Below are 26,969 nucleotides of genomic sequence, written 5' to 3'. Positions count from 1 at the left end.
GGAGCGACCGATAGCCTTCGGCCCATGACCGTTGCGTTCTTCTCCGGTAAGGGCCGTCGAATCGGCGTCGCTCTTGGTGCCGTGTCCGCGGGACTCCTTGTCCTCTCCGCCTGCGACAAGCCGACGCCACTCGCCACCGTGACGGTCGGCGACAACTCGGTGAACACCGAGGCGTCCTGCTACAACGACGGCAAGGCCCTCAAGGAAGCCGACATCAAGGGCTGCCTCAACAAGAAGGCCGACAAGACCGTCAAGGTCGCCATGGACGACAAGGTCCACTTCGGCGTGGACCCGTCGGTCTCGGACAACGGCTGGACGCTCTTCATCAACGGCCAGCAGGCCGAGCAGGAGCCGTACAAGAAGACCTACCGCTCCATCCCCGGCAGCGCCTTCTTCGCCAGCCAGACCGGCGAGGCCACCGCGGACAAGACGCAGATCAGCATCGTGGAGACCAAGGGCAAGGAGCTGCTGGGCATCTGGCACTTCGAGCTCAAGAAGACCAGCTGACCCACCCCCTCCTGTCGCTTCCCCGGAGGCCCATCCCGTGCGCGTGCTCGTCGTGACCGCAGTCCCGGTGGAACGGGACGCGGTCACGCGTGCGTTCGGGGACGGCTCCGAGGTGTCGGTGCGCCGGGTGCCGGGCGCGGAGATCCACCGCGCGGGCCCCTTCGACGTGCTCGCGGGCGGCGCGGGACCGGCCGCCTCGGCGGCCTCCACCGCGTTCGCCCTGGCCTCCGACCGCTATGACCTGGTGATCTCGGCGGGCATCGGCGGCGGCTTCACCGGCGTCGCCCCGGTCGGCTCGCTCGTCGTGGCCGGCCGCATCGGAGCGGCGGACCTGGGTGCCGAGACCCCCGCGGGCTTCGTGCCCGTCACCGATCTCGGCTTCGGCCGGGTCTGGCACTTCCCGCCCCGCTCGCTGGTCCGCGCGGTGGCCGCCGCGACCCACGCGGTGACCGGCGACGTCCTCACCGTCTCCACCGTGACCGGCAGCGCGGAGCGCGCCGCCGCCCTCCTCGCCGCGCACCCCGGCACCGTCGCGGAGGCCATGGAGGGCTTCGGGGTCGCGGAGGCGGCGGACCGGCTCGACCTGCCCGTCCTGGAGATCAGAGCCGTCTCGAACGCCGTCGGCCCCCGCGACCGTGACGCCTGGCGCATCGGGGACGCGCTGACCGCGCTCACCGACGCGTTCGGCAAGCTCATACCCGTACTGGAAGGCTGGACGACCCCACATGACCGCGACCACTCATGACCCGCTGCGCATCGCCTTCTCGCCGTGCCCGAACGACACGTTCGTCTTCGACGCCTGGGCACACGGCCGGGTCCCGGACGCGCCCGCCCTCGATGTCACCTTCGCGGACATCGACATCACCAACGGCATGGCGGAGCGCGGCGAGCTGGACGTACTGAAGGTCTCGTACGCGGTGCTGCCCTGGGTCCTCGATGAGTACGCGCTGCTGCCGTGCGGCGGCGCGCTGGGACGGGGCTGCGGGCCGCTCGTCCTGACGCGCGAGCCGGGCACGGACCTGACGGGCAGGACCGTCGCCGTGCCGAGCGAGCGCTCCACCGCGTACCTGCTGTTCCGGCTCTGGGCGGCGGAGGCGGTGCCGGGCGGCGTGGGCGAGATCGTCGTCATGCCGTTCGACGAGATCATGCCGGCGGTACGGGACGGCAAGGTCGACGCCGGTCTCGTCATCCACGAGGCGCGCTTCACGTACCAGAACTACGGTCTGCACAACCTGGCCGACATGGGCCGCCACTGGGAGGACACGACCGGGCTGCCGATCCCGCTCGGCGCGATCATCGCGAAGCGCTCCCTGGGCGCGGAGACGCTGAAGCTGCTCGCGGAGTCGGTGCGCGCGTCGGTGCGGATGGCGTGGGACGACCCGCAGGCCTCCCGCCCGTACGTCCAGGAACACGCCCAGGAGATGGACCCGGCCGTCGCCGACCAGCACATCGGCCTGTACGTGAACGAGTTCACCGCGGACCTCGGCGAGGACGGCTACGCGGCGATCCGCGGCCTGCTGACCCGCGCCGCGGCCGAGGGGCTGGTACCGCCCCTCGGACCGGACGCGCTGTCGTATCCCTGAGCCGGGGTCCCGCACGTCCCCCGTCGAGTCCTGAGCCAGAGTCCCGCGCCAGGGGCCCGTACGTCACACGTCGAGCTGGTCCGCGACCGCCCGCAGCAGGCCGGCGATCTTCGCTCCGGCCGCCTTGTCGGGGTAGCGGCCGCGCTCCAGCATCGGCGTGATGTTCTCCAGCACGGTCGTCAGGTCCTGCACGATCGACGCCAGCTCGTCCGGCTTGCGGCGCTGGGCGGCCGCGACGGACGGGGTCGGGTCGAGGATGGCCACGGAAAGCGCCTGGTCACCGCGCTGCCCGGCGACCACGCCGAATTCGACGCGCTGGCCGGGCTTGAGTGCGTCGACTCCGGTGGGGAGCACCGACGAGTGCACGAAGACGTCACTGCCGTCGTCGCGGGAGAGGAAGCCGAAGCCCTTCTCGCTGTTGAACCACTTGACCTTGCCAGTCGGCAAAGCACGCACCCCATCTCAACCCGTATGCCGGAACAGAGCCTCAGCAGGCCAGGCCGTCCAGTGATCGCGCTCCCCCTGCTGGCAGCAGCCTCCACAGATGAAGTACCCCTCGTCAAGGCAGGTCATCCGGACTGGTGTCCTGAAAGAACTACTCTGACCGTGTGAGTACTTCCCCTTCTGGCGCGGGCGACCTGCTGGTCCGGCTCGGCGCGATCATCTTCTTCATCGGCGCGCTGGCCACACTGGTCACGATGGCCCCGCTGTTCCTCGGCACCGAGCCGTTCCCGCCCATCGCGTACGCGGTGTGCATGCTGATGGGCGTCGGATTCCTGGTCGCCGCGGCGGGCGTCGTCCGCTCGGCGCGGGCGGGCGCTCCGCAGCGGTAGGGCGACGAGCGCGGGGCGCTTGCCCGGCCCGTCGTGCGGGGGCTCGTGGAGGGAGCGGGGCCGCTTTCGGTACCGGACGACGTCCCGGTCGCAGCGCTGCGCTCCCGGGGCGGCGCACATCTGTCCTGAAATGCGTGACACCTGCAACGAATCCCCCGGTACAGATGAAGCCTTCCTGACAAGACCGCCGAGACCGCCAGTGCATTCGAGGCGGAGTTCACCGCTTGCAGCCACGGCGTGGTGGGTGCCGGGGCACCGCGGCGGCAGGGCCTCCTACGCCGCGTACCCGTTCGCCGCGTACGCGGTCAGCCAGGCCGGGAACTCCGTCAGGGAGGACAGGACCACGTCCGCGCCGGCCGAGCGGAGCTCGTCCGCGGTGCACGGGCCCGTCGTCACGCCCACCGACAGGGCGCCCGCGGCGCGTGCGCCGCGTACGTCGCCCGTGTGGTCGCCCACGTAGACGCCCGCCCCGTGCTCGCGCAGGGCCTCCGCCTTCGCCTCCGCCCACAGGCCGCCGGTCAGCACGTCGGGCTCGATCCCCACGTGGGTCAGGTGCAGCTTGGCGCTCGGCTCGTACTTGGCGGTGACGACCATCGTGCGGCCGCCCAGTGCGCGGATCGCCTCGACCGACTCGCACGCGCCGGGCATGGCGGGTGACGGGGCGATCGCGTATGTGGGATACATCTCACGGTAGCGGTGGACCATGGCGGGCACCTCAGCCGCCGGGAACCAGTTGACCAACTCGTCCTCCAGCGGAGGTCCCAGCCGGCTGACCACGAGATCGGCGTCGATCACCGCCCCCGTCTCGGCGGAAAGAGCCAGGTAGCAGGCCTTGATGCCGGGCCGTGAGTCGATGAGCGTCATGTCCAGGTCGAAGCCGACCATCAGCGCGTGCGATGCCATGGCCTCCATTGTGCCGAGCGGACGGGGGACCCGGTACACCCCCGGGCCGCCGCCCGGAGCCAGGAGGGTCGACAACGGCTCCTCCCACCGCGGCAAGGCCGCAATGGACCTGCGCAGCCTGGAACGCGGTGAAGGCGGCGGGCCGCCCCGGGCGCTTGCGGTCGTCCAGTCCCGGCGGGCCGAGGTCGGCGAACCGGCTCCGCCAAGTGCGCACGGTGTCCACGTGCACTCCCACCTCAACGGCGATACGCGCGTTGGACCTGCCCCGGGCCGCCCGGAGCACGATCCGCGCTCGCACCCTGGCCCGGTGTTCGGTCTTGTGGCCCCCGGCCGCCTTCTTCAACCGGAGCCGCTCGGCGGCCCTCACGGGGATTGCGGCGGGCGTGACTATCGATCGGGTGGCTCAGGAGAGAGGGTGCCGCGTGCCGTCGGCGACGGCGTGGAGCTTGTCGGGGTTGGCCACGTTGTGGATGGTCGAGATGCGGCCTTCCGGGTCGAAGTCGAAGGTCAGCGTGGCGATCACGCGGTCCGGGCCGCGGAAGACCACGCCGGGGCCGCCGTTGATCGAGGTGAGCTCCGCCCGCATCTGCCCGGGCTCGATGCCCTGGTAGGTCACGGTGCCGAGCGCGGCGAACCAACCGGCCACGGTTTCCAGGCCGACGACCGGCTTGAGGGCCTGGCGTACCTTGCCGCCGCCGTCGGTCCACAGCGTCACGTCGGGGGAGAGCAGCTCCATGAGGGTGTTGATGTCGCCGCCCGTCGCCGCTGCGAAGAACCGCTCGGTGACGTCGCGCTGGCGGGCACGGTCCGCGGTGAAACGGGGCCGGCGGGCCTGGACGTGCTCGCGGGCGCGGTGCGCGGCCTGCCGGACCGCCGGCTCCGAGCGCTCCACAGCGTCGGCGATCTCCGCGTAGCTGAAGGCGAAGACCTCCTTCAGCACGAAGACCGCGCGCTCCAGAGGGCTCAGCGTCTCCAGGACGACCAGCAGGGCCGTGGAGACCGAGTCCGCCGTGGCGACGCCGTCGGCGGTGTCCGGGCCGGTGAGGATCGGCTCGGGCAGCCAGGGCCCGACGTAGGTCTCGCGCTGGTGGCGGGTCGAACGGAGCCGCTCCATCGCCAGGTTGGAGACGATCCGGGTCAGATAGGCCTTGGGGTCGGCGACCTGGGAACGGTCGGCCGCCGACCACTTGAGCCAGGCGTCCTGGACCGCGTCCTCTGCGTCGGCGGCGGAGCCGAGGATGCGGTAGGCGACGGAGAAGAGCAGGGTGCGGTACTGCTGGAAGGCGAGCTGGTCGGGGCTGGTCTGCTGCGGCTGGGTCACTTGGCGCTCCTGATCCGGGTGTAGCGGCCGCCGTGCGGCCAGAGGGCGCCCGAGGCGGGCATCTTCTTCATACGGGCGAAGGTCGCCCACGGCGCCGCGGTGACCGTCTCCTTGTACTTCGCGGCCCGCTTGCCGGTCAGCACGATCCGGCGGGGGCTGTCGTCGGGGCGGGTGAACTGCACGACGGCGTCGTTGCGGCCCAGGCTGACGGGTGTGTGGTAGTAGCCGAAGCGGAAGGGCTTGGGCTCCTTGCCGGCCAGCACCCGCAGGATCGAGAGAGCCGCTTGAACGCCGGTGGGCATGCCGCCCTGGCAGGTCCCGTGCATCACGCCGTAGCCCTGACGGATCGCCGCCGCGTCGCCCACGGCGTAGACGTCCGGGTGGGAGACCGAGCGCAGCGCGCTGTCGGTGACCACCCGGCCGCGCTCGTCGACCGTCAGGCCGGCGGCCGTGGCCAGCGGCGAGACACGGGTGCCGCTGGTCCACAGCACCGCGGCCGCCGGGATGCCGGTGCCGTCGGCGAGCTCGACGCTGTCCGGCAGCACCTTGACCACCTCGACGCCGCTGCGTACCTGCACGCCGAGCCGGGCGAGCGCCGCGTCCAGGTGTGCCTTGGCCTTCGGGTGCATGCCCGCGCCCGGCTCCTGCCGGCCGAGGAGCACCACCTGGAGCTCCGGGAGCCGCTCGGCTATCTCCGCGGCGGCCTCGACGCCGGTGAGGCCGCTGCCGCCGACCACGACGGTCCCGCCGTCGAGCCGGGTCAGCTGGTCGGCGAGGAGGGCGGCGTCCTGCGGGCTGTCGAGGGTGTAGGCGTGGTCGTCCACGCCGGGGACGGCGGCGGTGTCCGCGATGCTGCCCAGGCCGTAGACCAAGGTGTCGTAGCGCAGGACTTGGTCGTCGTCGATCCGGACGGTCTTCGCCTCGGCGTCCACGGCGGTGACCCAGCCGCGGACGAAGCCGGCCCCGGTCCCGTCCAGCAGGTCCGGGATGTTCATCTCGGCGGTCTCCTGACCGGTGGCGGTCATGTGCAGTCGGAGCCGCTCGGTGAAGGTGTCGTACGGGTTGACCAGCGTCACGCGCAGGTTCCCGCGCTTCCTGGTGCGGGCCGCAAGCTGGATCGCCGCCGAGAGCCCGGCGTAACCGGCGCCCAGGACCAGGACCTCGTGCTGCTGCGCTGCTGTCGCGTTCATCGCTCTGCTGCCTCTTTCGTGTCGGTCGTTCCCGCCGTGCGAACGACCACCAGACGCAAGCTGAACTCCCGTTCGTGACATGAGGCCGGAGTGGCCTGCGTCACATTGCGAAGAGAGAACAAATGCACGGCATGAGCCCCCCGAGCGCCGCGACGCAGCATTCAACCATGATCGAACTGGCTCCGCGCGGGAACTGACGAGCCATCAGGAGCCGCAGGTCAGCGGCAGGGCGTGCGGCTTCCCCACCGCCCGCGAGCACGACCGCCTCTACACCAGCCCCCGACCAGCAGAACTACACCCACACCGCTTGATCGCGAGCTTCACTCAGGACGAACCGCACCCACATCGCCGATCGCCATCACCTCGATCCCTGAACGGCGGCGCCCACGACCAGCTCCGACGGCAACCCCCGAAGGACTTCCGGAGCCGACCACTTAGACTTAGCCAAGCCTTACTTTGCTTCGCTTTTCGATTGGGTCCGATGCCAGCCGCCGCACCACGCCGCTCCAGACGCGCTCTCATGACGGCGGCGGCCGTCCTGGCGCTGCTGTTCGCCGTACTGCTCAGCCTCGCCGTGGGGGCACGCTCCATCGCCCCGTCCGCCGTCCTGGACGCCCTGCTGCACGGCGGGCACTCCGACGCCGCCGAGGTAATCCGGAACATGCGGGTGCCCCGCACCCTGATCGGGCTGATGGTCGGCGCCGCCCTCGCCCTCGCCGGCACGGTGCTCCAGGGCATCACCCGCAACCCCATCGCCGACCCCGGCATCCTCGGCATCAGCCAGGGCGCCTCGGTCGGGGTGGTGCTGGCCATCGCGTACGCGGGCATCCACACCCTCACCGGGTACGTCTGGTTCGCCTTCGCCGGGGCGGCGATCGCCTCCGTCGCGGTGTACGCCATCGCCTCCAGCGGACGCGGCGGCGCCACCCCGGTGAAACTCGCGCTCGGCGGCGCCGCGATCAACGCGCTGCTGGTCTCCGTGACCATGGCCGTACTGACGACCAAGGCGTCCGCGCTGGACGAGTTCCGGTTCTGGCAGGTCGGTTCGATCGCCGGCCGCGAGGCCCAGATCGCCCAGCAGATCTGGCCGTTCCTGCTGGTCGGCACGGTCCTCGTGCTCTCCGTCGCCCGCGGGCTCGACGCGCTCGCGCTCGGCGAGGACATGGCGAAGGGGCTCGGGCAGAAGATCGCGACCGTACGGATCGTCGGCGGCATCGGCGCCACCGTGCTCACCGGAGTCGGCGTCGCGGCGGCCGGGCCGATCGCGTTCATCGGCCTCGCCGTCCCGCACATCGCCCGCGCGATCGTCGGCAGCGACCACCGCTGGGTGCTCCCGATGGCCGCCCTGATCGGACCCGTGATGCTGCTCGTCTCCGATGTGATCGGCCGGATCGTCTTCCCGCCGAGCGAGGTCCCGGCCGGGGTCATGACGGCGCTCATCGGGGTGCCCTTCCTGGTCACCCTGGTGCGCCGGAAGGCGGTGCCCGCATGAGCGCCACCACCGCCGCCGTGCGGCCTGCCGGGTACAGCGTCCTCAAGGTCGGGGCGCGCGGACGGTTCCTGCTGCACCGCCGGGCCGCGCTCGTCGCCGCCTCGCTCGTCGTCCTGCTGGCCGTCGTCTGCGTCGCGTACCTCTGCGTCGGCGAGAGCTTCGTCGCGCCCGGCGAGGTCCTGAAGGTGGTCCTGGGCAGGCCGTCCGCCGACGAACTCGTCGTCGGCACCCTGCGGCTGCCCCGCATGGTCGTCGGGCTGCTCGTCGGCCTCGCCTTCGGGATCGCCGGCGCACTGATCCAGACCGTCGCCCGCAACCCCCTCGCGAGCCCGGACATCATCGGCATCAGCCAGGGCGCGAGCGCGCTCACGGTCGGCGCGATGACGTTCGGCATCACCTCGTACACCGTCCTGCCGTACCTGTCGGTGATCGGCGGGGTCGCGGCCGCCGCGCTCGTCTACGCCTTCGCCTGGCGCGGCGGGCTGCACGCCACCCGCTTCGTCCTCATCGGCATCGGCTTCGCCATCGCCCTGCGCTCGGTCACCACCCTGTTCCTGACCAAGGGCGACTACCTCGTCGCCCAGCAGGCGCAGATCTGGATGACCGGCTCGCTCAACGGCCGCGGCTACGACGAGGCAGCGCCCATCGGCTGGACGCTGCTGATCCTGCTGCCCGCCGTCCTGTGGGCGGCCCGCGCGCAGCGCACCGTGACCATGGACGACGACACGGCGACCGCGCTCGGGGTACGCCTCGGCCGGGTACGGCTCGGACTCGTCGCGCTCGGCGTGGTCCTGGCGTCGGTGGCGACGGGGACGGCCGGGCCGGTCGACTTCGTCGCCCTGCTCGCCCCGCAGATCGCCCGCCGGATGACCAGGACCGCCCAGATCCCGCTGTTCTGCTCCGCGTTGCTCGGCGCGGTCATCGTCGTCTTCGCGGATCTGCTGGCCCGCAGGCTCTTCTCCCCCACCGAACTGCCGGTGGGCGTCCTGACGGCGGCGGTCGGCGCCCCGTACCTGATCTGGCTGATCATCCGCGGTCACGGTGGCCGCAGGGGAGGCAACGCATGACCACCACCCGGAAGCAGGACGCGGCGACCAGCAGGCTGACGGTGGCCGGGCTGACCCTCGCGTACGAGGACCGCACCGTCGTCCACGAGCTGGACCTCGCCGTCCCCGACGGCCGGGTGACGGTCATCGTCGGGCCGAACGCCTGCGGCAAGTCGACGACGCTGCGCGCGCTCGGCCGGCTCCTCAAGCCGCGCGGCGGGGCGGTGCTGCTGGACGGCACCGAGCTGTCGAAGATCCCCACGAAGAAGATCGCCCAGTCGATCGGGCTGCTCCCGCAGACCCCGGTGGCCCCCGAGGCGATCACCGTCTCCGACCTGGTCGCCCGCGGCCGCCAGCCCCACCAGCACTGGTGGCAGCAGTGGTCGCAGGAGGACGAGCGGGCGGTGACGGACGCCATGGAGCGCACCGACATCACCGCGCTCGGCTCCCGCTCGGTGGACGAACTGTCCGGCGGGCAGCGGCAGCGGGTGTGGATCGCGATGGCGCTCGCCCAGGAGACCGATCTGCTGCTGCTCGACGAACCGACCACGTACCTCGACATCGCCCATCAGGTGGAGGTCCTCGACCTGGTGCGCCGGCTCGCCGCCCCGGCCGCCGACGGCACCAGGGGCCGGACCGTGGTGACCGTGCTCCACGACCTCAACCAGGCCGCCCGGTACGCCGACCACCTGGTCGCCATGAAGGCGGGCCGGATCGTCGCGGAGGGCCGCCCCGAGGACGTCGTCACCGCCGAGCTCGTCCGCGAGGTCTTCGGCCTGGACGCGGTGATCGTCCCGGACCCGGTGACGGGTTCGCCGCTCGTCGTGCCGGGAGCGCCCTGGCAGCCCGCGCACGCGTCCTGAACCCGGACTCCCGCACCCCACCCCCGACGAAAGGCAATCCATGGCCACCTCCGTCCGCCGCCGTGGCCTCACCCTCGGCGCACTCGCCCTGACCGGCGCACTCGCACTCTCCGCCTGCGGCTCCTCCGACTCCGACTCCGGCGCCAAGGGCGACGGCGCCTCTTCGGCGGGCGGCGGCACGCACACCGTCAAGACGGCGATGGGCGACGTGAAGGTCCCGGCGCACCCCCAGCGCGTCGTGGTCCTGGACACCGGAGAGCTGGACTCCGCGCTCACCCTCGGCGTGGAGCCCGTCGGCGGGACGCACTCGGCGACCGAGGACGGCTTCCCCGCCTACCTGCCGGCGGCGAGGACGAAGGGCATCAAGGAGGTCGGTGAGATCGCCAATCCCAACATGGAGGCCGTCGCCTCCCTGAAGCCGGACCTGATCCTCACCAGCAAGGTCCGCGACGGCGACCGCTACAAGCAGCTCAGCGCGATCGCCCCGACCGTGATGACGGAGTCCACCGGCTCGGACTGGAAGAACAACTTCAAGGTCCACGCGGAGGCGCTCGGCAAGCAGGCGGAGGCGGAGAAGGTCATCGCCGCGTACGACGCCCATGTCGCGAAGGTGACGGAAGCGGTCGGCGGCAAGAAGAAGGCGGCGGCCACCGACGTCAACTTCGTACGCTTCGTCGAGGGCGCGGACATCCGCATCTACGGCAAGCAGAACTACATCGGCTCGATCCTCGCCGACATCGGCATGGGCCGCCCCGCCATCACGGACAAGGCCAAGGACGGCTTCTCGTACGACGTGTCGCCCGAGAAGATCGACCTCGCGGACGCGGACGCCGTCTTCACCTCGACGTACGGCGACCCGGACAAGGCGGGCACGACCCGGACGATGAAGAGCGGGCTGTGGAAGAACCTGAAGGCCTCCAAGGACGGAAAGGTCTTCAAGGTCGACGACCGGCTGTGGATCGCGGGCATCGGCTACACGGCGGCCGACCAGATCCTCGACGAGTTCCAGACGAAGATGACGGGCTGACAGCGGGGCCCTCGGGCGGGCGGCAGCGGGGCCCTTGGCTTGCCCGTTTGCGGGGCGCGGGGTTCCGTCCTCAATCGCCGGACGGGCTTGCTTGTGCGGGTGCTCCGCGTTGCGCGGGGGTGCGCCTGCCCGGTGGGTGGGGGTTCGGGGTCCCTCCGGGGCGTCTCCTCAAAAACTGGCGTGGCAACCGGAGACGTAGCGGGGGCCGGGTAGTACGCCATTTTTCTGCGGGGACGCCCCTGCACGCCCCCGAACCCGGCCGTCCCGCGTCTGCAGACGCGACTGATGCAGGTGGGGACGTGCAGGGGGGTCCCCGCAGGGAATGGCGTACGACCCGGGTCCCTCACGTACCCGGGTGAACACGCCATTTCCGAGGAGACACCCCGGAGGGGCACCACCCCCCCCACCCACCGGACCAGGCGCACCCCGCAGCGGCGGAGCACCCCGCACAACCCAGCCCGTCCGGCGATTGAGGACGGAACCCCGCACCCCGGACAGCGGCGGCCGACACCGCAGACCACAGGCCCCCGGGCCTGTCAGCGCAGGAGCGACGCCGCGTCGCCCATCACGACGACGGGTTCCCTGGCCGGGTCGAGCAGGCCGAGCAGCTCCCTCATCCGGTCCTCCGTGACCGAGACGCAGCCCTGGGTGGGGCCGCCGTGGTCGACGTGGATCCAGATGCCGCCGCCGCGCTCCGGGCCGAGCGGGCGGGTGTGGTCCAGGGGGGAGGTGCCGGGGAGGCGGTTGTAGTCGATGGCGATGACGTAGTCGAAGGACCCCTCCAGCGGCTCCCCGTGGAAGCCCTCGCCCGCCACCTTGAAGTCCGGGCTCAGGTCGTACGGGAACGCCGTGGCCGGGGGGTCGAGCCGGCCGCCGGCCGCGGTCAGGGTGAAGACGCCGACGGGTGAGCGGAGGTCGCCCTCCCAGTGCTCGCCCGTCCAGCCGTTCAGGGCGTTGTGGGCGGGCCAGGGCGCCATCGCCGCCCGCCAGTCCGCGGTGGGGCCGTCGCGGGTGTAGAGCACGGCGGTGGAGCGGTTGGAGTCCACGGACTCACCGGTGACGACGAACGCCTGGCGGGTGCCGGCCGGGATCGCCGCCCTGGTCCGCGGGCCGAGCCCGGGGATCTCACGGGGCGGGGCCGGCGACGGTCTGGGCGGCGCGGCGGCGGCCGAGGACGGCGCGGGGGCCGTCGCGGGCGGCGACACGACGGCCCCGGGCGGACCGGGGACACCGGAGGCATCCGAGGCCCCCTTGAGGGCGGCGCTGCCCCCCGTACCGAAGAGACCGCCCGATCCGCACCCGGTCAGCAGCAGGACGAGGACGGCGCAGAAGACGTACGGCAGCCGCAGGGGCACGCACGAGCGGGGCACGGACACGGAGGAGCTCCTCAGCAGTCGGTGGCGAAGCCGCAGGGGCTCGGCGGACACGGCCTGGGGGTCCGCTGTGCCGATGTCGGCCCAGGCAGTCTTTGCCGCAGCCGGGACCGGCCAATCCGGCGCCGGGGCCATCCGGCTGTACCCGTTCAGGTGATTCGTGTACTTGTATGCCCGCAGCCCGGGTGTGAGCAGGCCCCACCAGGACGTGAAACAGCCCCCGGCCGACCGGCCGGGGGCTGTTTCACGTGGAACCGAAGCGGAACCGCTGACGCTACTTCGCGCCGGTGTCCCTGACGACCGAGTCCTTGGCCTCGGCCTTCTCCTTCGCGGGCGCGACCGGCTTGCGGAGCTGGATGTTCAGCTCGCGCAGCCGCGTCTCCTCCAGCACCGTGGGCGCGCCCATCATCAGGTCCTGGGCGTTGCCGTTCAGCGGGAAGGCGATCGTCTCGCGGATGTTGGGCTCGTCGGCCAGCAGCATCACGATGCGGTCGACGCCCGGGGCGATGCCACCGTGCGGCGGGGCGCCGAGGCGGAAGGCGCGGAGCATGCCCGCGAACTCCTGCTCGACGGTCTCGCGGTCGTAGCCGGCGATCTCGAAGGCCTTGAGCATCAGCTCGGGCTCGTGGTTGCGGATGGCGCCGGAGGACAGCTCGATGCCGTTGCAGACGATGTCGTACTGCCAGGCGAGGATGGAGAGCGGGTCCTTCTCCTCCAGGTCCTTCAGTCCGCCCTGGGGCATCGAGAAGGGGTTGTGCGAGAAGTCGATCTTCCCGGTGTCCTCGTCCTTCTCGTACATCGGGAAGTCGACGATCCAGCAGAACCGGAAGACGCCGTCCTCGAAGTGGCCGGCGCGCTTGGCGGCCTCGACGCGGACGACCGACATGATCTTGGAGACCTCGTCGAACTCACCGGCGCCGAAGAACACGGCGTGGCCGGGAACGAGGGAGAGCCGCTCGGTGAGCGTCTTGACGTCCGCCTCGGTGAGGAACTTGGCGATCGGGCCCGCCAGCTTGCCGTCCTCGCCGACCCGGACCCAGGCCAGGCCCTTGGCGCCGTGCTCGACGGCGTAGTCACCGAGGCCGTCGAAGAACTTCCGGGACTGGCCCGCGGTGTCCGGCACCGGGAGCGCGCGGACGTGCTTGCCGGCGAAGGCCTTGAACTCCGAGTCCGCGAAGACGTCGGAGATGTCCACCAGCTCCAGCTTGGCGCGCAGGTCCGGCTTGTCGTTGCCGTACTTCAGCATCGACTCGCGGAACGGGATGCGCGGGAAGGGCGAGGTGACGTGGCGGCCGTTGCCGAACTCCTCGAAGAGCTCGGTCATCAGCTTCTCGATCGGGCGGAAGACGTCCTCCTGCTCGACGAAGGACATCTCGACGTCGAGCTGGTAGAACTCGCCGGGCGAGCGGTCGGCGCGGGCGTCCTCGTCGCGGAAGCACGGCGCGATCTGGAAGTAGCGGTCGAAGCCTGAGATCATCAGCAGCTGCTTGAACTGCTGCGGGGCCTGCGGCAGCGCGTAGAACTTGCCGGGGTTCAGCCGGGACGGGACCACGAAGTCACGGGCGCCCTCGGGAGAGGTCGCGGTGAGGATCGGGGTCGCCATCTCGTTGAAGCCGAGGGCCACCATCTTCGAGCGGATCGAGGCGATCACGGAGGAGCGCAGCATGATGTTGCGGTGCATGCGCTCGCGGCGCAGGTCGAGGAAGCGGTACTCCAGACGCCGCTCCTCGTTGACCCCGTCCTCCGCGTTGATCGTGAAGGGCAGCGGGGCGGCCTCGCCCAGCACCTCGACCTCGGTGACCTCGATCTCGATCTCGCCGGTCGGGAGCTCCGGGTTCACGTTGTCGGCGCCACGGGCGGAGACCTTGCCGTCGATCCGTACGACGGTCTCCTTGGTCAGCTTCGCCAGGGCGTCGTTGCCGGGGGTACCGGGGCGGGCGACGAGCTGCACCAGACCGTAGTGGTCGCGCAGATCGATGAAGAGGATGCCACCCAGGTCTCGGCGATTGTGCAGCCAGCCGCTCAGCCGGACGTCGGTGCCGACGTCAGAGGCGCGGAGCTCGCCGCAGGTGTGGGACCTGTACCGATGCATCGTCGTTCATCCAGTCTTCGCGGTTGGGGGCAGATACAGCCACCCCAGGCTACCGCCCGCGACCCGGCCGTTTCATTGCCATTGTCCCCGGCAAGGGCGCCAGGGGGCGTGGCCGCCGGGACCGCCGGTGGCGTTTGGGGGCTACATCTTCTTAAAGTGGGGCAATGCGCACCGAGGATGTCCTGGCCGCGACCGCGACCGGTCTCTGGCGCTGGGACAACGCCGCCGGGACCGTCACGCTCGACGCGGAGGCGGCCCGGCTGCTGGAGCTGCCCTTCGAATCGGGCGTCTTCCGTGAGTCGGAGGTGCGCTCCCGTTTCCATCCCGTCGACTGGAACGAGATCTACGGGGTGGTCAACCTGGCCGTCGCCGAGGGCACGCTGGCCGAGGCCCGGCTGCGGATCGTGGACGGCCACGGGCGGGTGATGCGTACCGTACGGAGCCGTTCCCGGCCGCTGCCGCCCGTGGAGAGCGGCGACGCGGACTACGTGCTGCTCGGCACCCTCCAGGAGGTGGCGGAGCCGCAGCCCGGCACCGAGGGGGCGCAGAACCGGATCACCGGCGACTGGCGCCGGTCCCGGGAGGCGTTCCTGCTGGACGCGGGGCGGGCGCTGGCCGAGGCCCGGTCCACGGCGGAGGTGCTGCGTGTCGCCTACTCGCTCTCCATGCCGGGTTTCTCGCCGGAAGGGCTGGCGGTCTTCGGGGTCGAGGGCGAGCGGCTGACGATCGTCGGGCACCACGGTCACCACCCCGGTGACGAGGGGCCGTTCGACGAGATGCCGCTGGAGACCGACTACCCGGCCGCCGAGGTCGTACGGACGGGGCGGGCGATCTATCTGCCGAGCCCGGAGGACTACTACGACCGCTACCCGGCCACCTGGCCGCTGGCCCGCCGGTTCGGGCGCCGTTCCTGGGCCTTTCTGCCGCTGATCGTGGCGGGCCGCACGATGGGCGCCTGGATGGCCGGTTTCCGGCACCCGGTGTCGTTCTCGCCGGACGAGCGGGCGGTGCTGACGACGGTGGCCAGGATGCTCGCGCAGGCGCTGGCCCGCGCCGGGATCGCCGAGACCGAGCGGGAGCTGTCCGAGGGGCTCCAGCGCACGATGATGCCGTCCCTGGGGGCCGTCATCCCGGGGATGACGGTGGCCGCACGGTACGTGCCGACCGGGGGCGGGCTCCAGGTCGGCGGCGACTGGTACGACATGATCCCGCTGCCCAACGGCCGGGTCGCCCTCGTCATCGGCGACGTCCAGGGCCATGACGTGCGGGCCGCCGGGCTGATGGGCCAGTTGCGGATCGCCCTGCGCGCGTACGCCTCCGAGGGGCACCGCCCGGACGCGGTGCTCTCGCGGGCCTCGCGCTTCCTCTCCGGGCTCACCGAAGCGCACGAGGACGCGGAGCACGCCGAACCGCGCTTCGCGACCTGCCTGTACGCCGAGGCGGACCCGGCCACCGGCACCCTCGACATCGCACGCGCCGGGCACCCCGACCCCGTGGTGATGACGCCCGACGGGACCGCGTTCATCCGGCAGACCGCGGGCGGGCTCCCGCTGGGCATCGAGGCGGACACGGACTACCCGACGACCCGGTTCACCCTGGAGCCAGGAGAAACGATCATGCTCTGCACGGACGGGCTGATCGAGACCGGCGGGCACGACCTGGCCACCGGCTGGGTCCGGCTGCGGCCGATCCTGGAACGGCACACCAGCGATCTGGAGAAGCTCGCGGACGCCCTGGTGCAGGCGGTGCACGGGCCCGCCTCGCACTACACGACGGGCCCGCTCGCGGACCGCCGCGAGGACGACGTCGCGGTGCTGCTGCTGCGCCGGGAGAGCCCGGCGACCCGGACGGCTCCGCCGCGGCGGACCGCGATGACCATCGCCCAGGCCGAACCGGAGCGGATCGCGGCGGCCCGGCAGCAGGTGCGCGAGATGCTGCACGACTGGGCGGACCCGGAGCAGGTCGATTCCGCCGTGCTGATGATCTCCGAGATGGCCACGAACGTGCTGGTCCACACGGACGGCGACGCGCTGATGGTGGCGCAGGCCAGCGGGGAGCACGGGGAGCGGCGGCTGCGGGTGGAGGTGGCCGACGGCAGCGACGAGCTGCCGCACAAGCGGCGGCCCGGCGAGATGGCGTCCAGCGGGCGGGGACTGGTGCTGATGGAGATGCTCGCCGACGCGTGGGGGGTGGACCCGCGCGGTGAGGGCAAGTCGATCTGGTTCGAGCTGTACGAATCGACGGAGCCGGTGGAGTTGGCGGAGGCGGAGCCGGTCCGGCTTCCGGAGCGGTAGCCGGGGACCGGTGTTGCGGGGGCGGCTGCGTGGGCGCCCCCGCGCGTTCGGGCACTCCGGCGCGAGGGTTCCGTCCTCAAGCGCCGGACGGGCTGGGTGCGCCCGGCGGGCTGGGCGGTGGGGCGTCCGAGGTGTCTGTCGGCGGCAGTCGGCCGTTGCGCAGTTCGCCGAGGACGCCGAACGCCGCCGCGCACACCGGGACCGCGAGCAGCATCCCCAGCAGGCCCGCCACGCTCGCGCCCGCCGTCAGCGCGATCATGATCGTGGCGGGGTGCATCTGGACCGTACGGCTCTGGATCATCGGCTGGAGGATGTGGCCCTCCAGCACCTGCACGGCGAGCACGATCCCGAGCGCCCAGAGCGCGATCACGAAGCCCCGGTCCGCGAGCGCCACCAGGACCGCGACGGCCCCCGAGATGAACGCCCCCAGATACGGGATGTAGGCGCCGACCAGCACGAGCGCGCCCAGCCCCACCGCACCGGGCACCCGCAGGATCAGCAGGCCGACCGTGATGCAGACGGCGTCGATGAGCGCGATGAACGTCGTACCGCGCATGAAGCCCTCGACGGCCTCGAACGCGCGCCGGCCCATCGCCTCGACCAGGTCGCCCGCGCCGCGCGGGGCGATGGAGTGCGCGAGGTGCGCGGCCCGGTCGGAGTCGCGCAGGAAGAAGAAGGTCAGCAGGAGCGCGAGGACGCTCGTGGCGATGAGCGAACCGACCAGGCTGATGCCGGTCAGCAGCCCGCCCGCGGCGCTCGCGCCGAACTTCTCGACGAGCTTCTTCGCGTTGGTGGCGAGGTCGTCCACGTTCGTGTTGCCCTCGACCCCGAAGTGGTCCGCGACCCACTGACCGGCGTCCTTGAGCGACTGGACGATCTGGTCACCGGTGTCGAGGAGCGCGGTGACGACGATGTAGCCGGCGCCGCCGACCACCGCGACGAGCAGGGCGCAGGTGAATCCGGCCGCCACCGAGCGGTTCACCCCGTGCGCGGTCATCCTGCGGTGGACCGGGCCGAGCAGCGCCGTACCGAGCAGCGCGAGCAGGACGGGGGTGACGGCGGTCTTGAGCGCGACGCAGAGCCAGATGGCCACCGCGGCGACGCCGGTGACCAGCAGGACGACACCGCACCAGGCGGCCAGCCGCCGGGCACCGATGGGCAGGAGGGGCTTCCGGTTCTGCACCCTCCCACCCGATCACGCCGCGCGGGCGGTGTCCCGCCCGCGCGGCCGTACGAGTGACGGACCGTCATACGACGACGGCGCGGCTCACATCCCGTGGACGGCGGGCACGGTGCCGAGGCGGCCGGCCTGGAAGTCCTCGAAGGCCTGCTTCAGTTCGGCCTGGCTGTTCATCACGAACGGCCCGTAGTGCGCCATCGGCTCCCGGATGGGGCGCCCGCCGAGCAGGACGACCTCCAGGTCCGGGGTGTGGCCGTCCTGCTGCTCGTCCGCGCGGACGGTCAGCGAGGAGCCCGCGCCGAAGACGGCGGTCTGGCCCATGTGGACGGGCCTGCGCTCCTCGCCCACGGTGCCGCGGCCGGCCAGCACGTACGCGAGGCCGTTGAAGTCCTCGCGCCACGGCAGGGTCACCTCGGCGCCGGGGCGCACGGTCGCGTGGATCATCGTGATGGGGGTGTGGGTGACCCCCGGACCCTCGTGGCCGTCGAGCTCGCCCGCGATCACCCGGAGCAGCGCGCCGCCGTCCGGGGAGGCGAGCAGCTGGACCTGGCCGCCGCGGATGTCCTGGTAGCGCGGGGCCATCATCTTGTCGGCCTTGGGCAGGTTCACCCAGAGCTGGAGGCCGTGGAAGAGGCCGCCCGACGTGACGAGCGACTCCGGCGGGGCCTCGATGTGGAGCAGCCCGGACCCGGCGGTCATCCACTGGGTGTCGCCGTTGCCGATGGTGCCGCCGCCACCGTTGGAGTCCTGGTGGACGAAGGTGCCGTCGATCAGGTAGGTGACGGTCTCGAAGCCGCGGTGCGGGTGCCAGGGGGTGCCCTTCGGCTCACCGGCCGCGTACTCCACCTCGCCCATCTGGTCCATCATGATGAACGGGTCGAGGTACTTGTAGTTGATCCCCGCGAAGGCGCGGCGCACGGGGAACCCCTCGCCCTCGAACCCGCTGGGTGCCGTGGTCACGGCGAGCACGGGACGGGCGACGGCGTCGCCGGCGGCGGCGACCTTGGGCAGGGTCAGCGGGTTCTCGACGGTTACTGCGGGCATGGGAGCCACCTCCGGGGACTGTTCTGCGACCAATTTAGTTGAATGGTGAACATCTAGCAAGGCGACTTCCATTCCCGCGGCTCCGCGGACGCGAGCATCGACTCTCCCGTGGGGCGGGTGGTACCTATGGGTCACCCTGGGCCCTCCGGGCACACTGCGGGGAAGGGCACGACGTCCCGCCGCGACGGAGGGGGAGCCGAGCCGACAAAAGGGGGACGAGTGAACAAGCTGACCGAACAGGTACGCCAGCGCTTCTACGGGCTGATCCACCGGAATCCCGGCTGGTCGCTCGAACAGATGGCGGCCGAGGCCCACTGCTCCCTCGCCGAGGCGGATCAGGCCTGCGACGCCCTCTGCGCCGTCGGCCTGCTGGTCCCCGCCTCGTCGGCCCCCTGCGGCTACGTCACCGTCACCCCGGAGGCCGCGCTCACCCGGCTGTTCTCCGCCGAGGAACGCCAGACCGCGGCGCACCTGCAGCATCTGGCCAGAATCCGCGGCGCGGTCGCCTCCCTGATCGGCGACTACCCGCGCCTGCACGACGAGCGCCGGGAGTCCGTCGAGATCGAGACCCTGCCGACACCGGCGCTGGTGAACTCCTTCCTGGAGGACGCGGGCAGCACCTGCAACGTACGCATGCGCTCGATGCACCCCGGCGGGCCGCCGCCGGAGGAGCTCATGGACGACATGCTGCTGCGGGACAAGGAGATGGAGAGCCGCGGCATCCGGGTGGAGACGCTCTACTCACGACGCACCGCCGAGGTCCCCTACATGGCCGCGTACCTGACCGACGCGGAGCGGATCGGGCGCGAGGCGCGCACCGCGGACTACCTGCCGCTGCGCATGATCCTCTTCGACGACGACCTCGCGGTGCTTCCGATCAACCCGCAGGACACCGCCGAGGGGGCCTTCGCCATCCACGGGCAGGCGCTGGTGAGATCCCTGCACGCGCTGTACGACTACTGCTGGCACACCTCGGTGCCCGTCCGCCCCGCGCCCCCGCAGGCCGTCCTCGGGGCGGAACTCGAATCCCAGGACGTCGTCGTGATGCGCATGCTCGCCGACGGCGTCAAGGACGAGGCGATCGCCCGCCACCTCGGCATCTCCTCCAGGACGCTGAGCCGGTACATGACCGGCCTGATGGACCGGCTGGGCGTGCACACACGCTTCCAGGCGGCCCTGCGCGTCGCGGAGCTCGGACTCCTGGACTGAGGGCGGACCGGAAGGGGGTCCTCCCCTTCCGGAAAGATCTCGCATGCTGAGACGGATGTGTGGTGTGGCGCCCTGTCGCCATGGCTGATGGCCGCCGCACGCAACGTCTTGCTCGGTGAACAGGCGCGGCAGCAGCATGGGTTCCGCCGGCGGCGGGCGGCCCCAACCGCCCTTACCTCCGCCGGACTTCGCACTCGCCAGACATACCGGGGGACAGCTATGCCTGCACGATTCCGCACCTTCCTCTGTACCGCCTTCCTCTGTACCTCCCTCTTCTGTGCCTCCCTCCTCACCGCGGCGGGTACGGCCCATGCCGCGACGGCGGGACCGGCCGCCGGCGCACCGGTCCCCGTACCGATCGCCACGGACCGGACGGAGGGCGACAACGGCTGGTGGTAGGGGCGCCCCGCGCCACCCACCCACCTGCCCAGTCCGCGCACAGGAGAGCCCGATGGACGTCATCGCCGCCGCACCACCCGGTCCACCCGAGCCGGTCCTCACGGACGGCCCCGCCCTGGCCGAACACCCCGACCGCACCGTCGACGTCGCCGTCGTGGGCATCGGCTACGCGGGCCTGCCGCTCGCCGTGGCCGCCGCCGCGGGCGGCCACCGCACCCGCGGACTGGACCTGAGCGACTTCCTGGTGGCCCAGGTCAACATCGGCCGGCCGCCCGTCGACACGGTGACCCGCGCCGAACTGAATGCCGTGGCGCCATTGCTCGACGCCACCACGGACCCCGCGTTCCTGAGCGAATGCTCCGTCGTCGCCCTGTGCGTCCCCACGCCGGTGGACACCCATGGCGTGCCGGACCTGGAGCCCCTGCTCTCCGCGGTGCGTACGGTCCGCCAGCACCTGGTGTCCGGACAGCTGGTGATCATCGAGTCCACCACCTATCCCGGGACCACCGACGGCGTCATCCGCGAGATCCTGGAGGAGTCGGGCCTGACCGCGGGCACGGACTTCCACCTGGCCTTCTCGCCGGAGCGGGTGGACCCGGGCAACACCCGGTACGGCTTCCACAACACGCCCAAGGTGGTCGGCGGACTGACCACGGCGTGCGGTGCCCGCGCCGCCGCGTTCTACGCGGGACTGACCGAGCGGGTGCACGTCACCCGCTCCAGCCGTGAGGCCGAGGCCGCCAAGATCCTGGAGAACACCTACCGGCAGGTGAACCTGGCCCTGGTCAACGAGTTCGCGCAGATCTGCCACCGGCTGGGTGTCGATGTCTGGGAGACCATCGAGGCCGCCGCGACCAAGCCCTTCGGCTTCACCCCGTTCCGTCCCGGCGCGGGCGTCGGGGGCCACTGCATTCCGGTCGACCCGCTCTATCTCGTGCACCGCGCGACCCAGGCCGGGGTGCCGTTCCGGATGGCCGAGCAGGCGCAGCGGATCAACGACTCGATCCCCGTCTGGGTCGCCTCCCGGGCGCAGGAGCTGCTGGCGGCGAACAGGATCAACGTCCGCGGGGCCAAGGTGCTCCTGCTGGGCGTCACCTACAAGCCGGACGTCGCCGACATCCGCCACTCACCGGCCGAGCCGCTCGCCCTCGAACTGCTCGGCGCGGGGGCCGATGTGATGTTCCACGACCCCTACGTCACCACGTTCTCCGCCCGCGGCCGGAGAGTGCCCGCCGGGCGGGACCTGGTGGCCGACCTCGCCGCCGCCGACCTGACGATCGTCGTGCAGCGGCACCGGATGTACGACAAGGGGCTGCTGGCCCGCGCACGGCTCGTCCTCGACCCCTGCGGCCCCGGCACGACGGAGGAGGTCGGGAACGCATGACCCGGAACCCCTCCGTCGTGGACCTGATCCGCGGCCAAGCGGCGGCCCGCCCCGCGGACATCGCCCTGCGGACCCCGGCGGGCACCATGACCTACGCCCAGTTGTCGCACCGCGCCGAGCAGGCCGCGCAGGCCCTCGCGGGCCGCGGCGTACGGCGCGGCGACACCGTCCTGGTCCGTCTGCCCTCCGGCCCGGAGGCGGTCGTCGCCATGCTCGGGGCCTGGCTGGCCGGCGCCGTGTTCGTACCCGTGGACACGGCGACCCCCGCGGAACGCCTCGCGTACGTGCTCCGCGACAGCGGCGCCACCGTGGTCATCGACGACCGCACGGCGCTCCTGCCGTCCGCCGGGGACCCGGTGGAGCCCGCGGGCCCGCACACCGCGGACGACGAGCACGGCGCCTACGTCATCTACACCTCCGGGTCCACCGGGGCGCCCAAGGGAGTCCTGGTCGGGCACGGGGCGCTGGCGCGCCACGCCGACGCGTGCGTGGGCCTGTTCGCGCTCGGACCGCACAGCACCGTGCTGCAGTTCGCGAGCCTCGGATTCGATGTCGCCCAGGAGGAGATCTGGCCGACCCTCGCCGCGGGCGGCACCCTCGCCTTCCACGGCGCGGACGGCGTCCCGGGCACCGCTCAACTCGCCTCGTACGCCGAGCAGCTCGCGGTGACGGTCCTGCAACTCCCCACCGCCTACTGGCGCATGCTCTGCGCGGAGCTCGACGGGGAGCGGGAGCCGTCCTTCGCCGGGGTCCGCACGGTGGTCATCGGCGGCGAGAACGCCACGACCGCCGACGCCCGCGCCCACCGCCGCACCCCCCTCGCGCACACCGTGCTGGTGAACGGGTACGGCCCCACCGAGACCGTGGTCACCGCGACCGCCCTGGTGCTCGCCCCCGGAGACGAGGTGCCCGGCACGGCCGGGCTGCCCATCGGGGAACCGGTCGGCGACCGGGTGGCCCGGGTGCTGGACGAGGACCGGCGGCCCGTCGCGGACGGCACACCGGGCGAACTGTGGATCGGCGGCGAGCCGCTGGCCCTGGGCTATCTCAACGACACGGCGCGGACGCGGGAGCGCTTCCTGCCCGATCCGTACGCGGCGGCGCCCGGCGCGCGGATGTACCGCACCGGCGACATGGTGGCGCGGCGGGAGAACGGCGGCCTCGAATTCCTGGGGCGCGTCGACAACCAGGTGAAGGTGCGCGGCCACCGCATCGAACTCGACGAGGTCGACCGCCACCTGCTCGAAGCCCCCGGGATCACCTCCGCGACCTCGTTCACCCTGGACGACGGCGCCGGCGGGAACGTACTGGCGGCCGCCGTCGCCCGCGAAGGGGACGGCCCCGACCCCCGAGCCGTCCGGGAGCACCTGCGGGAGCGGGTCCCGGCCTATCTGGTGCCGGGCCGCATCGCGGTACTCGACCGGATGCCCCTCACCACCTCCGGCAAGACCGACCGCCGCGCGGCGGCGGAGGCCGCGGCCGCCGTCCTCGCCGCCGGGGCGGCGCACGGGCACGACGACGAGGCGCGGTCACCGCTGGACACGGTGGTCGCCCTGCTCCGCGGACTGCTGCTCGCGCCGGAGCTCGGCCCCGACGACGACTTCCTCGCCCGGGGCGGCGACTCCCTCATGGCCCTGCGCGTCTGCGGACGGATGCGGGCGCGGGGCATCTCCATGACCCCCGGCGACCTGCTCGTCGGGCGCACCGCCCGCGCCGCCGTCTCCCGGGCGGAGGGCCGCCGCGCGCCGGACGCCGTCGAGGAGGAGCCCGCCGGCCCGCTCGGCCTGCTGCCCGCCCAGCACCGCTGGCTGGGCGACGGCGAACTGCCGGCCCGCGACCACTTCTGCCTGAACGCGCTGTTCACCACCGACTCCGGAATGTCCGCGGACCGCCTCGCCCGGGTGGCCGGGGCCCTGCAACGACGCCACCCCGCGCTGCGCACGGCGCTCCGCGCGGACGGCACGGCCGAGCTGGTGGAAGCCGACCCCTCGGACGCCGTCCGCGTCATCGACCTGTCCGCCGTCCCGCCGCGCGAGCGGACCGCCCGCCTGGAGGAGGCACTGGCCGGGGCGCAGACCACGATGTCGCTCGACCGGGGCCGGGTCCTTCAGCTGCTGTACGTCGAGGGCGTGGAGGACGGGGCCCGGCTGCTGCTGACGGTCCACCACTTCGTCCTCGACGGAGTGTCGATGGGGCTGCTCGTCGATGACCTCGAACTGCTGCTGGGCGACGGGCGGCCGGGAGCCGCCGCGACGGGGCCCCGGGCCGTCGGCACCGCGCTGCGGGACTGGGTGCGCTCCGGGCAGGCCCGGCAGGACGCCACCGCATGGGCCCGCGGAACAGGGGAGTTCGCCGAACTCCGGCCCGACGCGGCAGGCTCCGCGCCGCTGCCCACGCTGCGCACCCACCGCTTCCGGCTGCCCCGGGACCTCACCGGCCAGGTGCTCCACCGCCTCCCCGCCGACGGCGTCGCCCCGCACGACTTCGCCCTCGGCTGCCTCGTCGGCGGACTGGCGGCCTGGACCGGAGAGCCCGTGCACGGGGTGGACGTCTACGCGCACAGCCGCGACGTGTCCCCCGGGGACCTCGACCTGTCCCGCACGGTCGGCTACGTACAGAGCACCTACCCGGCCGTCCTGCGGTGGGAGGGCGAGGGCCTGCGCGCCCTGGCCGCCGCGCTCGGCGGTCCGGCCGCCCTGCCCGAACGCCGTTACGGTTTCGACGCGTTGCGCTTCCTCTCGCCCGATCCCGCCGAGCGTGCCGCCCTGGCGGCCTGCCCCCGCCCCCGGGTCCGGCTCAACTTCCGCGGCCATCTGCTGCGGCTGGAACAGCGCGCGCCCGGCGCGGTGCTGCGGCCCGCGGACGAGAGCTTCGGCGCTCACCGCTCGCCGCTCCAGCGGGAGCGCTACCTGCTGATGGCCGAGGGGGACATCGTGGACGGTGAGCTGGAGATGAGCCTGAAGTACTCCACGGTCCACTGGAGCGCGGAACGGATCGAGGAGCTGGCCCGCCACATCGACGGCGTGATGCGGCGGACCCTGGACTCCCCCGACGCCGGCCGCCCGGTGGACGGCGGTGCGCGATGAACCCGCTCCCGCCCGTGGTCCCCGGCGTCCCGGCCGAGCACCAGCCGGCCCTGGGCAGCGCCCCGGGGTGGCCCCTGGTCCTGTACTTCCACCACGTGCACCCGGACGTGCGGCACTACACCGCCCTGACCCCGGACGCGTTCGAGCGGGGCCTTGAGCAGGTGCTCGAACGGTTCGACCCGTACGACCCGGCGGACCTGCTGGCCGACGGCGGCCCCCGCAGGCCCGAGCGCCCCACGGTGCTCGTCACCTTCGACGACGGCTACCGCGACAACACGGCCTACGCACGGGACATCCTGGACCGTCTCGGCGTCCGCGCGGTGTTCTTCGTCTGCACCGGACTGCTCGGCCGGCGCAGCCCCCGTCCGCGCGAGGACCACCTGACGTACGAGGAGTGCGACGGGCTGGCGCGGGAGGGGCACCTGATCGGCGCCCACACCCGCACCCACCCGCACCTCGACCGGATCCCGGCGGCCGAGGCCCGCGCGCAGACCCTGGGCTCGCTCGACGACATCCGTGAGCGGTACGGAGCGGGCCCCGCCCGCCTGTTCGCCTACCCCTACGGCGGGGTGCCCGCCGGACCGCTGCTGCCCGACGGCGTGCTGGCCTTCGGAACGGTCCGCTCGCCCGCCACGCCGTGGACCGCGGACCACCGGCGGATCCGCAGGACCTATCTGCCCTCGGGGGCGGCCGACACCTGGGCCGGGCTGGTCCGCCACTGGCGCACCGGGTGGGACGGGCCGTCGGGCCCGTCCGCCGACGGCCCCGTCCCGACCGCTTCCGAGAGGGAAGAGAGATGACCGAACAGAAGACGTGGCGCACCCGGCTGACCGGGGCCCTGCCCGCCACCAGGGAGTCCCGGATCATCGCGGTCAACGCGCTGATCGGGTCCATGGGGACCGGGATGTTCCTGGCGAGCTCCGCCCTCTACTTCACGCGCTTCGCCGGGATCAACGAGACACAGCTCGGCGTGGGCCTGGGGATCGCGGGTGTGGTCGGGCTCGCCACCACCGTGCCGATGGGCATGCTCGCCGACCGCTTCGGCCCCAGGAACATCATCCTGGTGGTCTGCCTGTGGCGCGCCATCGGCTACCTCGCCTACCTGAGGGTCGACGGGTTCAGCCAGTTCGTGGTGACGGCCAGCCTGCTCTACATCATGGACCGGGCGGGACAGCCCCTGAACCAGGCCCTGGTGGGCCGTCTGATCACCGGGACCGAACGCAACCGCACGATGGGATTCATCCGGTCCCTGCGCAACCTCGGCTTCACCGTCGGGTTCTCGCTCGCCGGGATCGCCCTGACCACCAATTCGAAGACGGCGTTCCACTGGCTCTTCATCGGCAACGCGGCCAGCTTCCTGGTGGTGTTCTCCCTCGTCTGGATGCTGCCCCGGGTCGGCCCGGCGGTGGCGAAGGACAAGGGGGACGGGGAGAGCGCGAAGACGGTCGTCCCGCCGATCCGCGACTGGCGGTTCGTGGCCGCCACGGCGGCCAACGGGGTGATGTTCCTGCACGACGCGATCCTGATCACCGTGCTGCCGCTCTGGGTGGCCGAGCACACCGCGTCGCCGATCTGGATGATCACCGTCCTCGTCACCACCAACACGGTCCTCACGGTGCTGGCCCAGGTCAGGGTGACGCGCCACATCGGCGACCTGGCCACCGCGACCCGGGCCACCACCGTGTCGTCGGTCCTGTTGCTGTTCGCCTGCGTCGCCTTCGCGGCGAGCGGCTGGTCGGACACGGCCGGCTGGGCGGTCGTGACCCTCGTGGCCGCCCTGCTCCTGCTGACCTTCGGGGAACTGCTGCACTCGGCGTCGTCCTGGGAGATCTCCTTCGCGATGTCGCCCGAGGCGGCCCAGGGCCGGTACTTCGCCTTCTTCAACGTGGGTTTCTCGGCGGCGGAGATCGCCGGGCCGGCCGTGGTGCTGTGGCTCCTCTCCCGGACGGGGCCCGGCGGCTGGCTGATCATCGCGGTCTGCTTCCCGCTGGCCGCGGCCCTGAGCTGGCTCGGCACCCGGCAGAAGCCGGCCCCGGCCACCGGCGGGCCCACGCCGCACTCGGAGCCCGTACCCGCGGCCGACGGCTCCTGACCGACCGCACCGACCCATTCCCACCCCTCGGTGGAATGCGCACTGACGGAG

General features: G+C 72.3%; 23 protein-coding genes and 1 pseudogene. 15 read left to right on the top strand and 9 right to left on the bottom strand.

The window, feature by feature from the left end; translation table 11 throughout:
* The first annotated feature begins 24 nt into the window (after nucleotides 1-24).
* The 3 genes from ACIP89_RS09025 to ACIP89_RS09015 are packed head-to-tail and all read left to right on the top strand — an operon-like array spanning nucleotide 25 to nucleotide 2,090.
* The gene (locus ACIP89_RS09025) at nucleotides 25-507 is read left to right on the top strand and encodes a DUF2771 domain-containing protein (RefSeq protein ID WP_401922908.1); all 483 of its coding nucleotides are present in this window, start codon (nucleotides 25-27) and stop codon (nucleotides 505-507) included.
* A 37-nt stretch (nucleotides 508-544) separates the two neighbouring features.
* On the top strand, nucleotides 545-1,252 hold the full coding sequence (locus ACIP89_RS09020) for a futalosine hydrolase (RefSeq protein ID WP_402113921.1): 708 nt from the start codon (nucleotides 545-547) through the stop codon (nucleotides 1,250-1,252).
* A complete protein-coding gene (locus ACIP89_RS09015) occupies nucleotides 1,233-2,090 on the top strand; it encodes a 1,4-dihydroxy-6-naphthoate synthase (protein ID WP_402113920.1) in 858 nt (285 codons plus the stop codon). Before ACIP89_RS09020 ends, ACIP89_RS09015 begins: the two co-directional genes overlap by 20 nt.
* A gap of 63 nt (nucleotides 2,091-2,153) precedes the next feature.
* Here the strand turns inward: ACIP89_RS09015 and ACIP89_RS09010 are convergent, their stop codons facing one another.
* Nucleotides 2,154-2,537 carry a cold-shock protein gene (locus tag ACIP89_RS09010; RefSeq protein ID WP_073732911.1) on the bottom strand — a complete coding sequence of 128 codons (384 nt, stop codon included), beginning with the start codon at nucleotides 2,535-2,537 and terminating at the stop codon, nucleotides 2,154-2,156.
* A 161-nt stretch (nucleotides 2,538-2,698) separates the two neighbouring features.
* Between ACIP89_RS09010 and ACIP89_RS09005 the strand changes: the two genes are divergently transcribed.
* Nucleotides 2,699-2,923 (top strand): hypothetical protein, encoded by a 225-nt coding sequence (locus ACIP89_RS09005; RefSeq protein WP_401922900.1) that lies wholly within the window; start codon nucleotides 2,699-2,701, stop codon nucleotides 2,921-2,923.
* Between the two features lie 273 nt (nucleotides 2,924-3,196).
* Here the strand turns inward: ACIP89_RS09005 and ACIP89_RS09000 are convergent, their stop codons facing one another.
* The 4 genes and pseudogenes from ACIP89_RS09000 to ACIP89_RS08985 all read right to left on the bottom strand — a co-directional run bounded on the left by ACIP89_RS09000 (nucleotide 3,197) and on the right by ACIP89_RS08985 (nucleotide 6,337).
* Nucleotides 3,197-3,835: an HAD family hydrolase gene (locus tag ACIP89_RS09000; RefSeq protein WP_401922898.1), complete on the bottom strand. Its 639-nt coding sequence runs from the start codon at nucleotides 3,833-3,835 to the stop codon at nucleotides 3,197-3,199.
* 136 nt (nucleotides 3,836-3,971) lie between these two features.
* Nucleotides 3,972-4,124: pseudogene (locus ACIP89_RS08995) on the bottom strand (helix-turn-helix domain-containing protein); the annotation flags it as partial.
* 105 nt (nucleotides 4,125-4,229) lie between these two features.
* Complete coding sequence (locus ACIP89_RS08990; RefSeq protein ID WP_401922895.1) at nucleotides 4,230-5,147, bottom strand: RNA polymerase sigma-70 factor; 918 nt, start codon at nucleotides 5,145-5,147, stop codon at nucleotides 4,230-4,232.
* Complete coding sequence (locus tag ACIP89_RS08985; protein ID WP_402113917.1) at nucleotides 5,144-6,337, bottom strand: NAD(P)/FAD-dependent oxidoreductase; 1,194 nt, start codon at nucleotides 6,335-6,337, stop codon at nucleotides 5,144-5,146. Before ACIP89_RS08985 ends, ACIP89_RS08990 begins: the two co-directional genes overlap by 4 nt.
* A gap of 481 nt (nucleotides 6,338-6,818) precedes the next feature.
* Between ACIP89_RS08985 and ACIP89_RS08980 the strand changes: the two genes are divergently transcribed.
* From ACIP89_RS08980 to ACIP89_RS08965, 4 genes are read left to right on the top strand one after another with little or no spacing between them, the layout of a single operon-like run.
* Nucleotides 6,819-7,829, top strand: coding sequence for a FecCD family ABC transporter permease (locus ACIP89_RS08980; RefSeq protein WP_401922890.1), 1,011 nt, complete (start codon nucleotides 6,819-6,821; stop codon nucleotides 7,827-7,829).
* Nucleotides 7,826-8,896, top strand: coding sequence for a FecCD family ABC transporter permease (locus ACIP89_RS08975; protein WP_401922888.1), 1,071 nt, complete (start codon nucleotides 7,826-7,828; stop codon nucleotides 8,894-8,896). Before ACIP89_RS08980 ends, ACIP89_RS08975 begins: the two co-directional genes overlap by 4 nt.
* Complete coding sequence (locus tag ACIP89_RS08970) at nucleotides 8,893-9,738, top strand: ABC transporter ATP-binding protein (protein ID WP_402113915.1); 846 nt, start codon at nucleotides 8,893-8,895, stop codon at nucleotides 9,736-9,738. Before ACIP89_RS08975 ends, ACIP89_RS08970 begins: the two co-directional genes overlap by 4 nt.
* Before the next feature lie 40 nt (nucleotides 9,739-9,778).
* Nucleotides 9,779-10,765 (top strand): ABC transporter substrate-binding protein, encoded by a 987-nt coding sequence (locus tag ACIP89_RS08965; protein ID WP_402113912.1) that lies wholly within the window; start codon nucleotides 9,779-9,781, stop codon nucleotides 10,763-10,765.
* Nucleotides 10,766-11,301: 536 nt separating this feature from the next.
* Here ACIP89_RS08965 and ACIP89_RS08960 read toward each other — a convergent pair.
* Complete coding sequence (locus tag ACIP89_RS08960; RefSeq protein ID WP_402113910.1) at nucleotides 11,302-12,141, bottom strand: L,D-transpeptidase family protein; 840 nt, start codon at nucleotides 12,139-12,141, stop codon at nucleotides 11,302-11,304.
* Between the two features lie 271 nt (nucleotides 12,142-12,412).
* Complete coding sequence (gene aspS, locus ACIP89_RS08955; RefSeq protein ID WP_401924721.1) at nucleotides 12,413-14,230, bottom strand: aspartate--tRNA ligase; 1,818 nt, start codon at nucleotides 14,228-14,230, stop codon at nucleotides 12,413-12,415.
* 164 nt (nucleotides 14,231-14,394) lie between these two features.
* Between aspS and ACIP89_RS08950 the strand changes: the two genes are divergently transcribed.
* Complete coding sequence (locus tag ACIP89_RS08950) at nucleotides 14,395-16,524, top strand: SpoIIE family protein phosphatase (RefSeq protein ID WP_401924724.1); 2,130 nt, start codon at nucleotides 14,395-14,397, stop codon at nucleotides 16,522-16,524.
* 76 nt (nucleotides 16,525-16,600) lie between these two features.
* Here ACIP89_RS08950 and ACIP89_RS08945 read toward each other — a convergent pair whose 3' ends face one another.
* Together ACIP89_RS08945 and ACIP89_RS08940 are read right to left on the bottom strand one after the other, a co-directional pair.
* Nucleotides 16,601-17,707, bottom strand: a complete 1,107-nt coding sequence (locus tag ACIP89_RS08945; RefSeq protein WP_402113907.1) for an AI-2E family transporter — start codon at nucleotides 17,705-17,707, stop codon at nucleotides 16,601-16,603.
* Between the two features lie 84 nt (nucleotides 17,708-17,791).
* Nucleotides 17,792-18,748 (bottom strand): pirin family protein, encoded by a 957-nt coding sequence (locus ACIP89_RS08940; protein ID WP_401924730.1) that lies wholly within the window; start codon nucleotides 18,746-18,748, stop codon nucleotides 17,792-17,794.
* Nucleotides 18,749-18,967: 219 nt separating this feature from the next.
* Here ACIP89_RS08940 and ACIP89_RS08935 point away from each other — a divergent pair, with 219 nt between their 5' ends.
* The 6 genes from ACIP89_RS08935 to ACIP89_RS08910 all read left to right on the top strand — a co-directional run bounded on the left by ACIP89_RS08935 (nucleotide 18,968) and on the right by ACIP89_RS08910 (nucleotide 26,918).
* Nucleotides 18,968-19,957 carry a LuxR C-terminal-related transcriptional regulator gene (locus ACIP89_RS08935; RefSeq protein ID WP_401926223.1) on the top strand — a complete coding sequence of 330 codons (990 nt, stop codon included), beginning with the start codon at nucleotides 18,968-18,970 and terminating at the stop codon, nucleotides 19,955-19,957.
* Between the two features lie 219 nt (nucleotides 19,958-20,176).
* The gene (locus ACIP89_RS08930) at nucleotides 20,177-20,356 is read left to right on the top strand and encodes a hypothetical protein (protein ID WP_402113904.1); all 180 of its coding nucleotides are present in this window, start codon (nucleotides 20,177-20,179) and stop codon (nucleotides 20,354-20,356) included.
* A gap of 52 nt (nucleotides 20,357-20,408) precedes the next feature.
* Nucleotides 20,409-21,740: a nucleotide sugar dehydrogenase gene (locus ACIP89_RS08925; protein ID WP_402113902.1), complete on the top strand. Its 1,332-nt coding sequence runs from the start codon at nucleotides 20,409-20,411 to the stop codon at nucleotides 21,738-21,740.
* A complete protein-coding gene (locus tag ACIP89_RS08920; protein WP_402113900.1) occupies nucleotides 21,737-24,826 on the top strand; it encodes an amino acid adenylation domain-containing protein in 3,090 nt (1,029 codons plus the stop codon). Before ACIP89_RS08925 ends, ACIP89_RS08920 begins: the two co-directional genes overlap by 4 nt.
* Nucleotides 24,823-25,626 (top strand): polysaccharide deacetylase family protein, encoded by an 804-nt coding sequence (locus ACIP89_RS08915; RefSeq protein ID WP_402113898.1) that lies wholly within the window; start codon nucleotides 24,823-24,825, stop codon nucleotides 25,624-25,626. Before ACIP89_RS08920 ends, ACIP89_RS08915 begins: the two co-directional genes overlap by 4 nt.
* A complete protein-coding gene (locus ACIP89_RS08910; RefSeq protein WP_401926215.1) occupies nucleotides 25,623-26,918 on the top strand; it encodes an MFS transporter in 1,296 nt (431 codons plus the stop codon). The genes ACIP89_RS08915 and ACIP89_RS08910 overlap by 4 nt, the downstream gene beginning before the upstream one ends.
* Nucleotides 26,919-26,969 lie beyond the last annotated feature (51 nt).

The organism is Streptomyces sp. NPDC088730 (genome assembly GCF_044751215.1).
In the GTDB taxonomy this organism is placed as follows: domain Bacteria; phylum Actinomycetota; class Actinomycetes; order Streptomycetales; family Streptomycetaceae; genus Streptomyces.
Note: the sequence above shows the minus strand (reverse complement) of the source record. Positions and strands in the feature narration are given on the sequence as shown.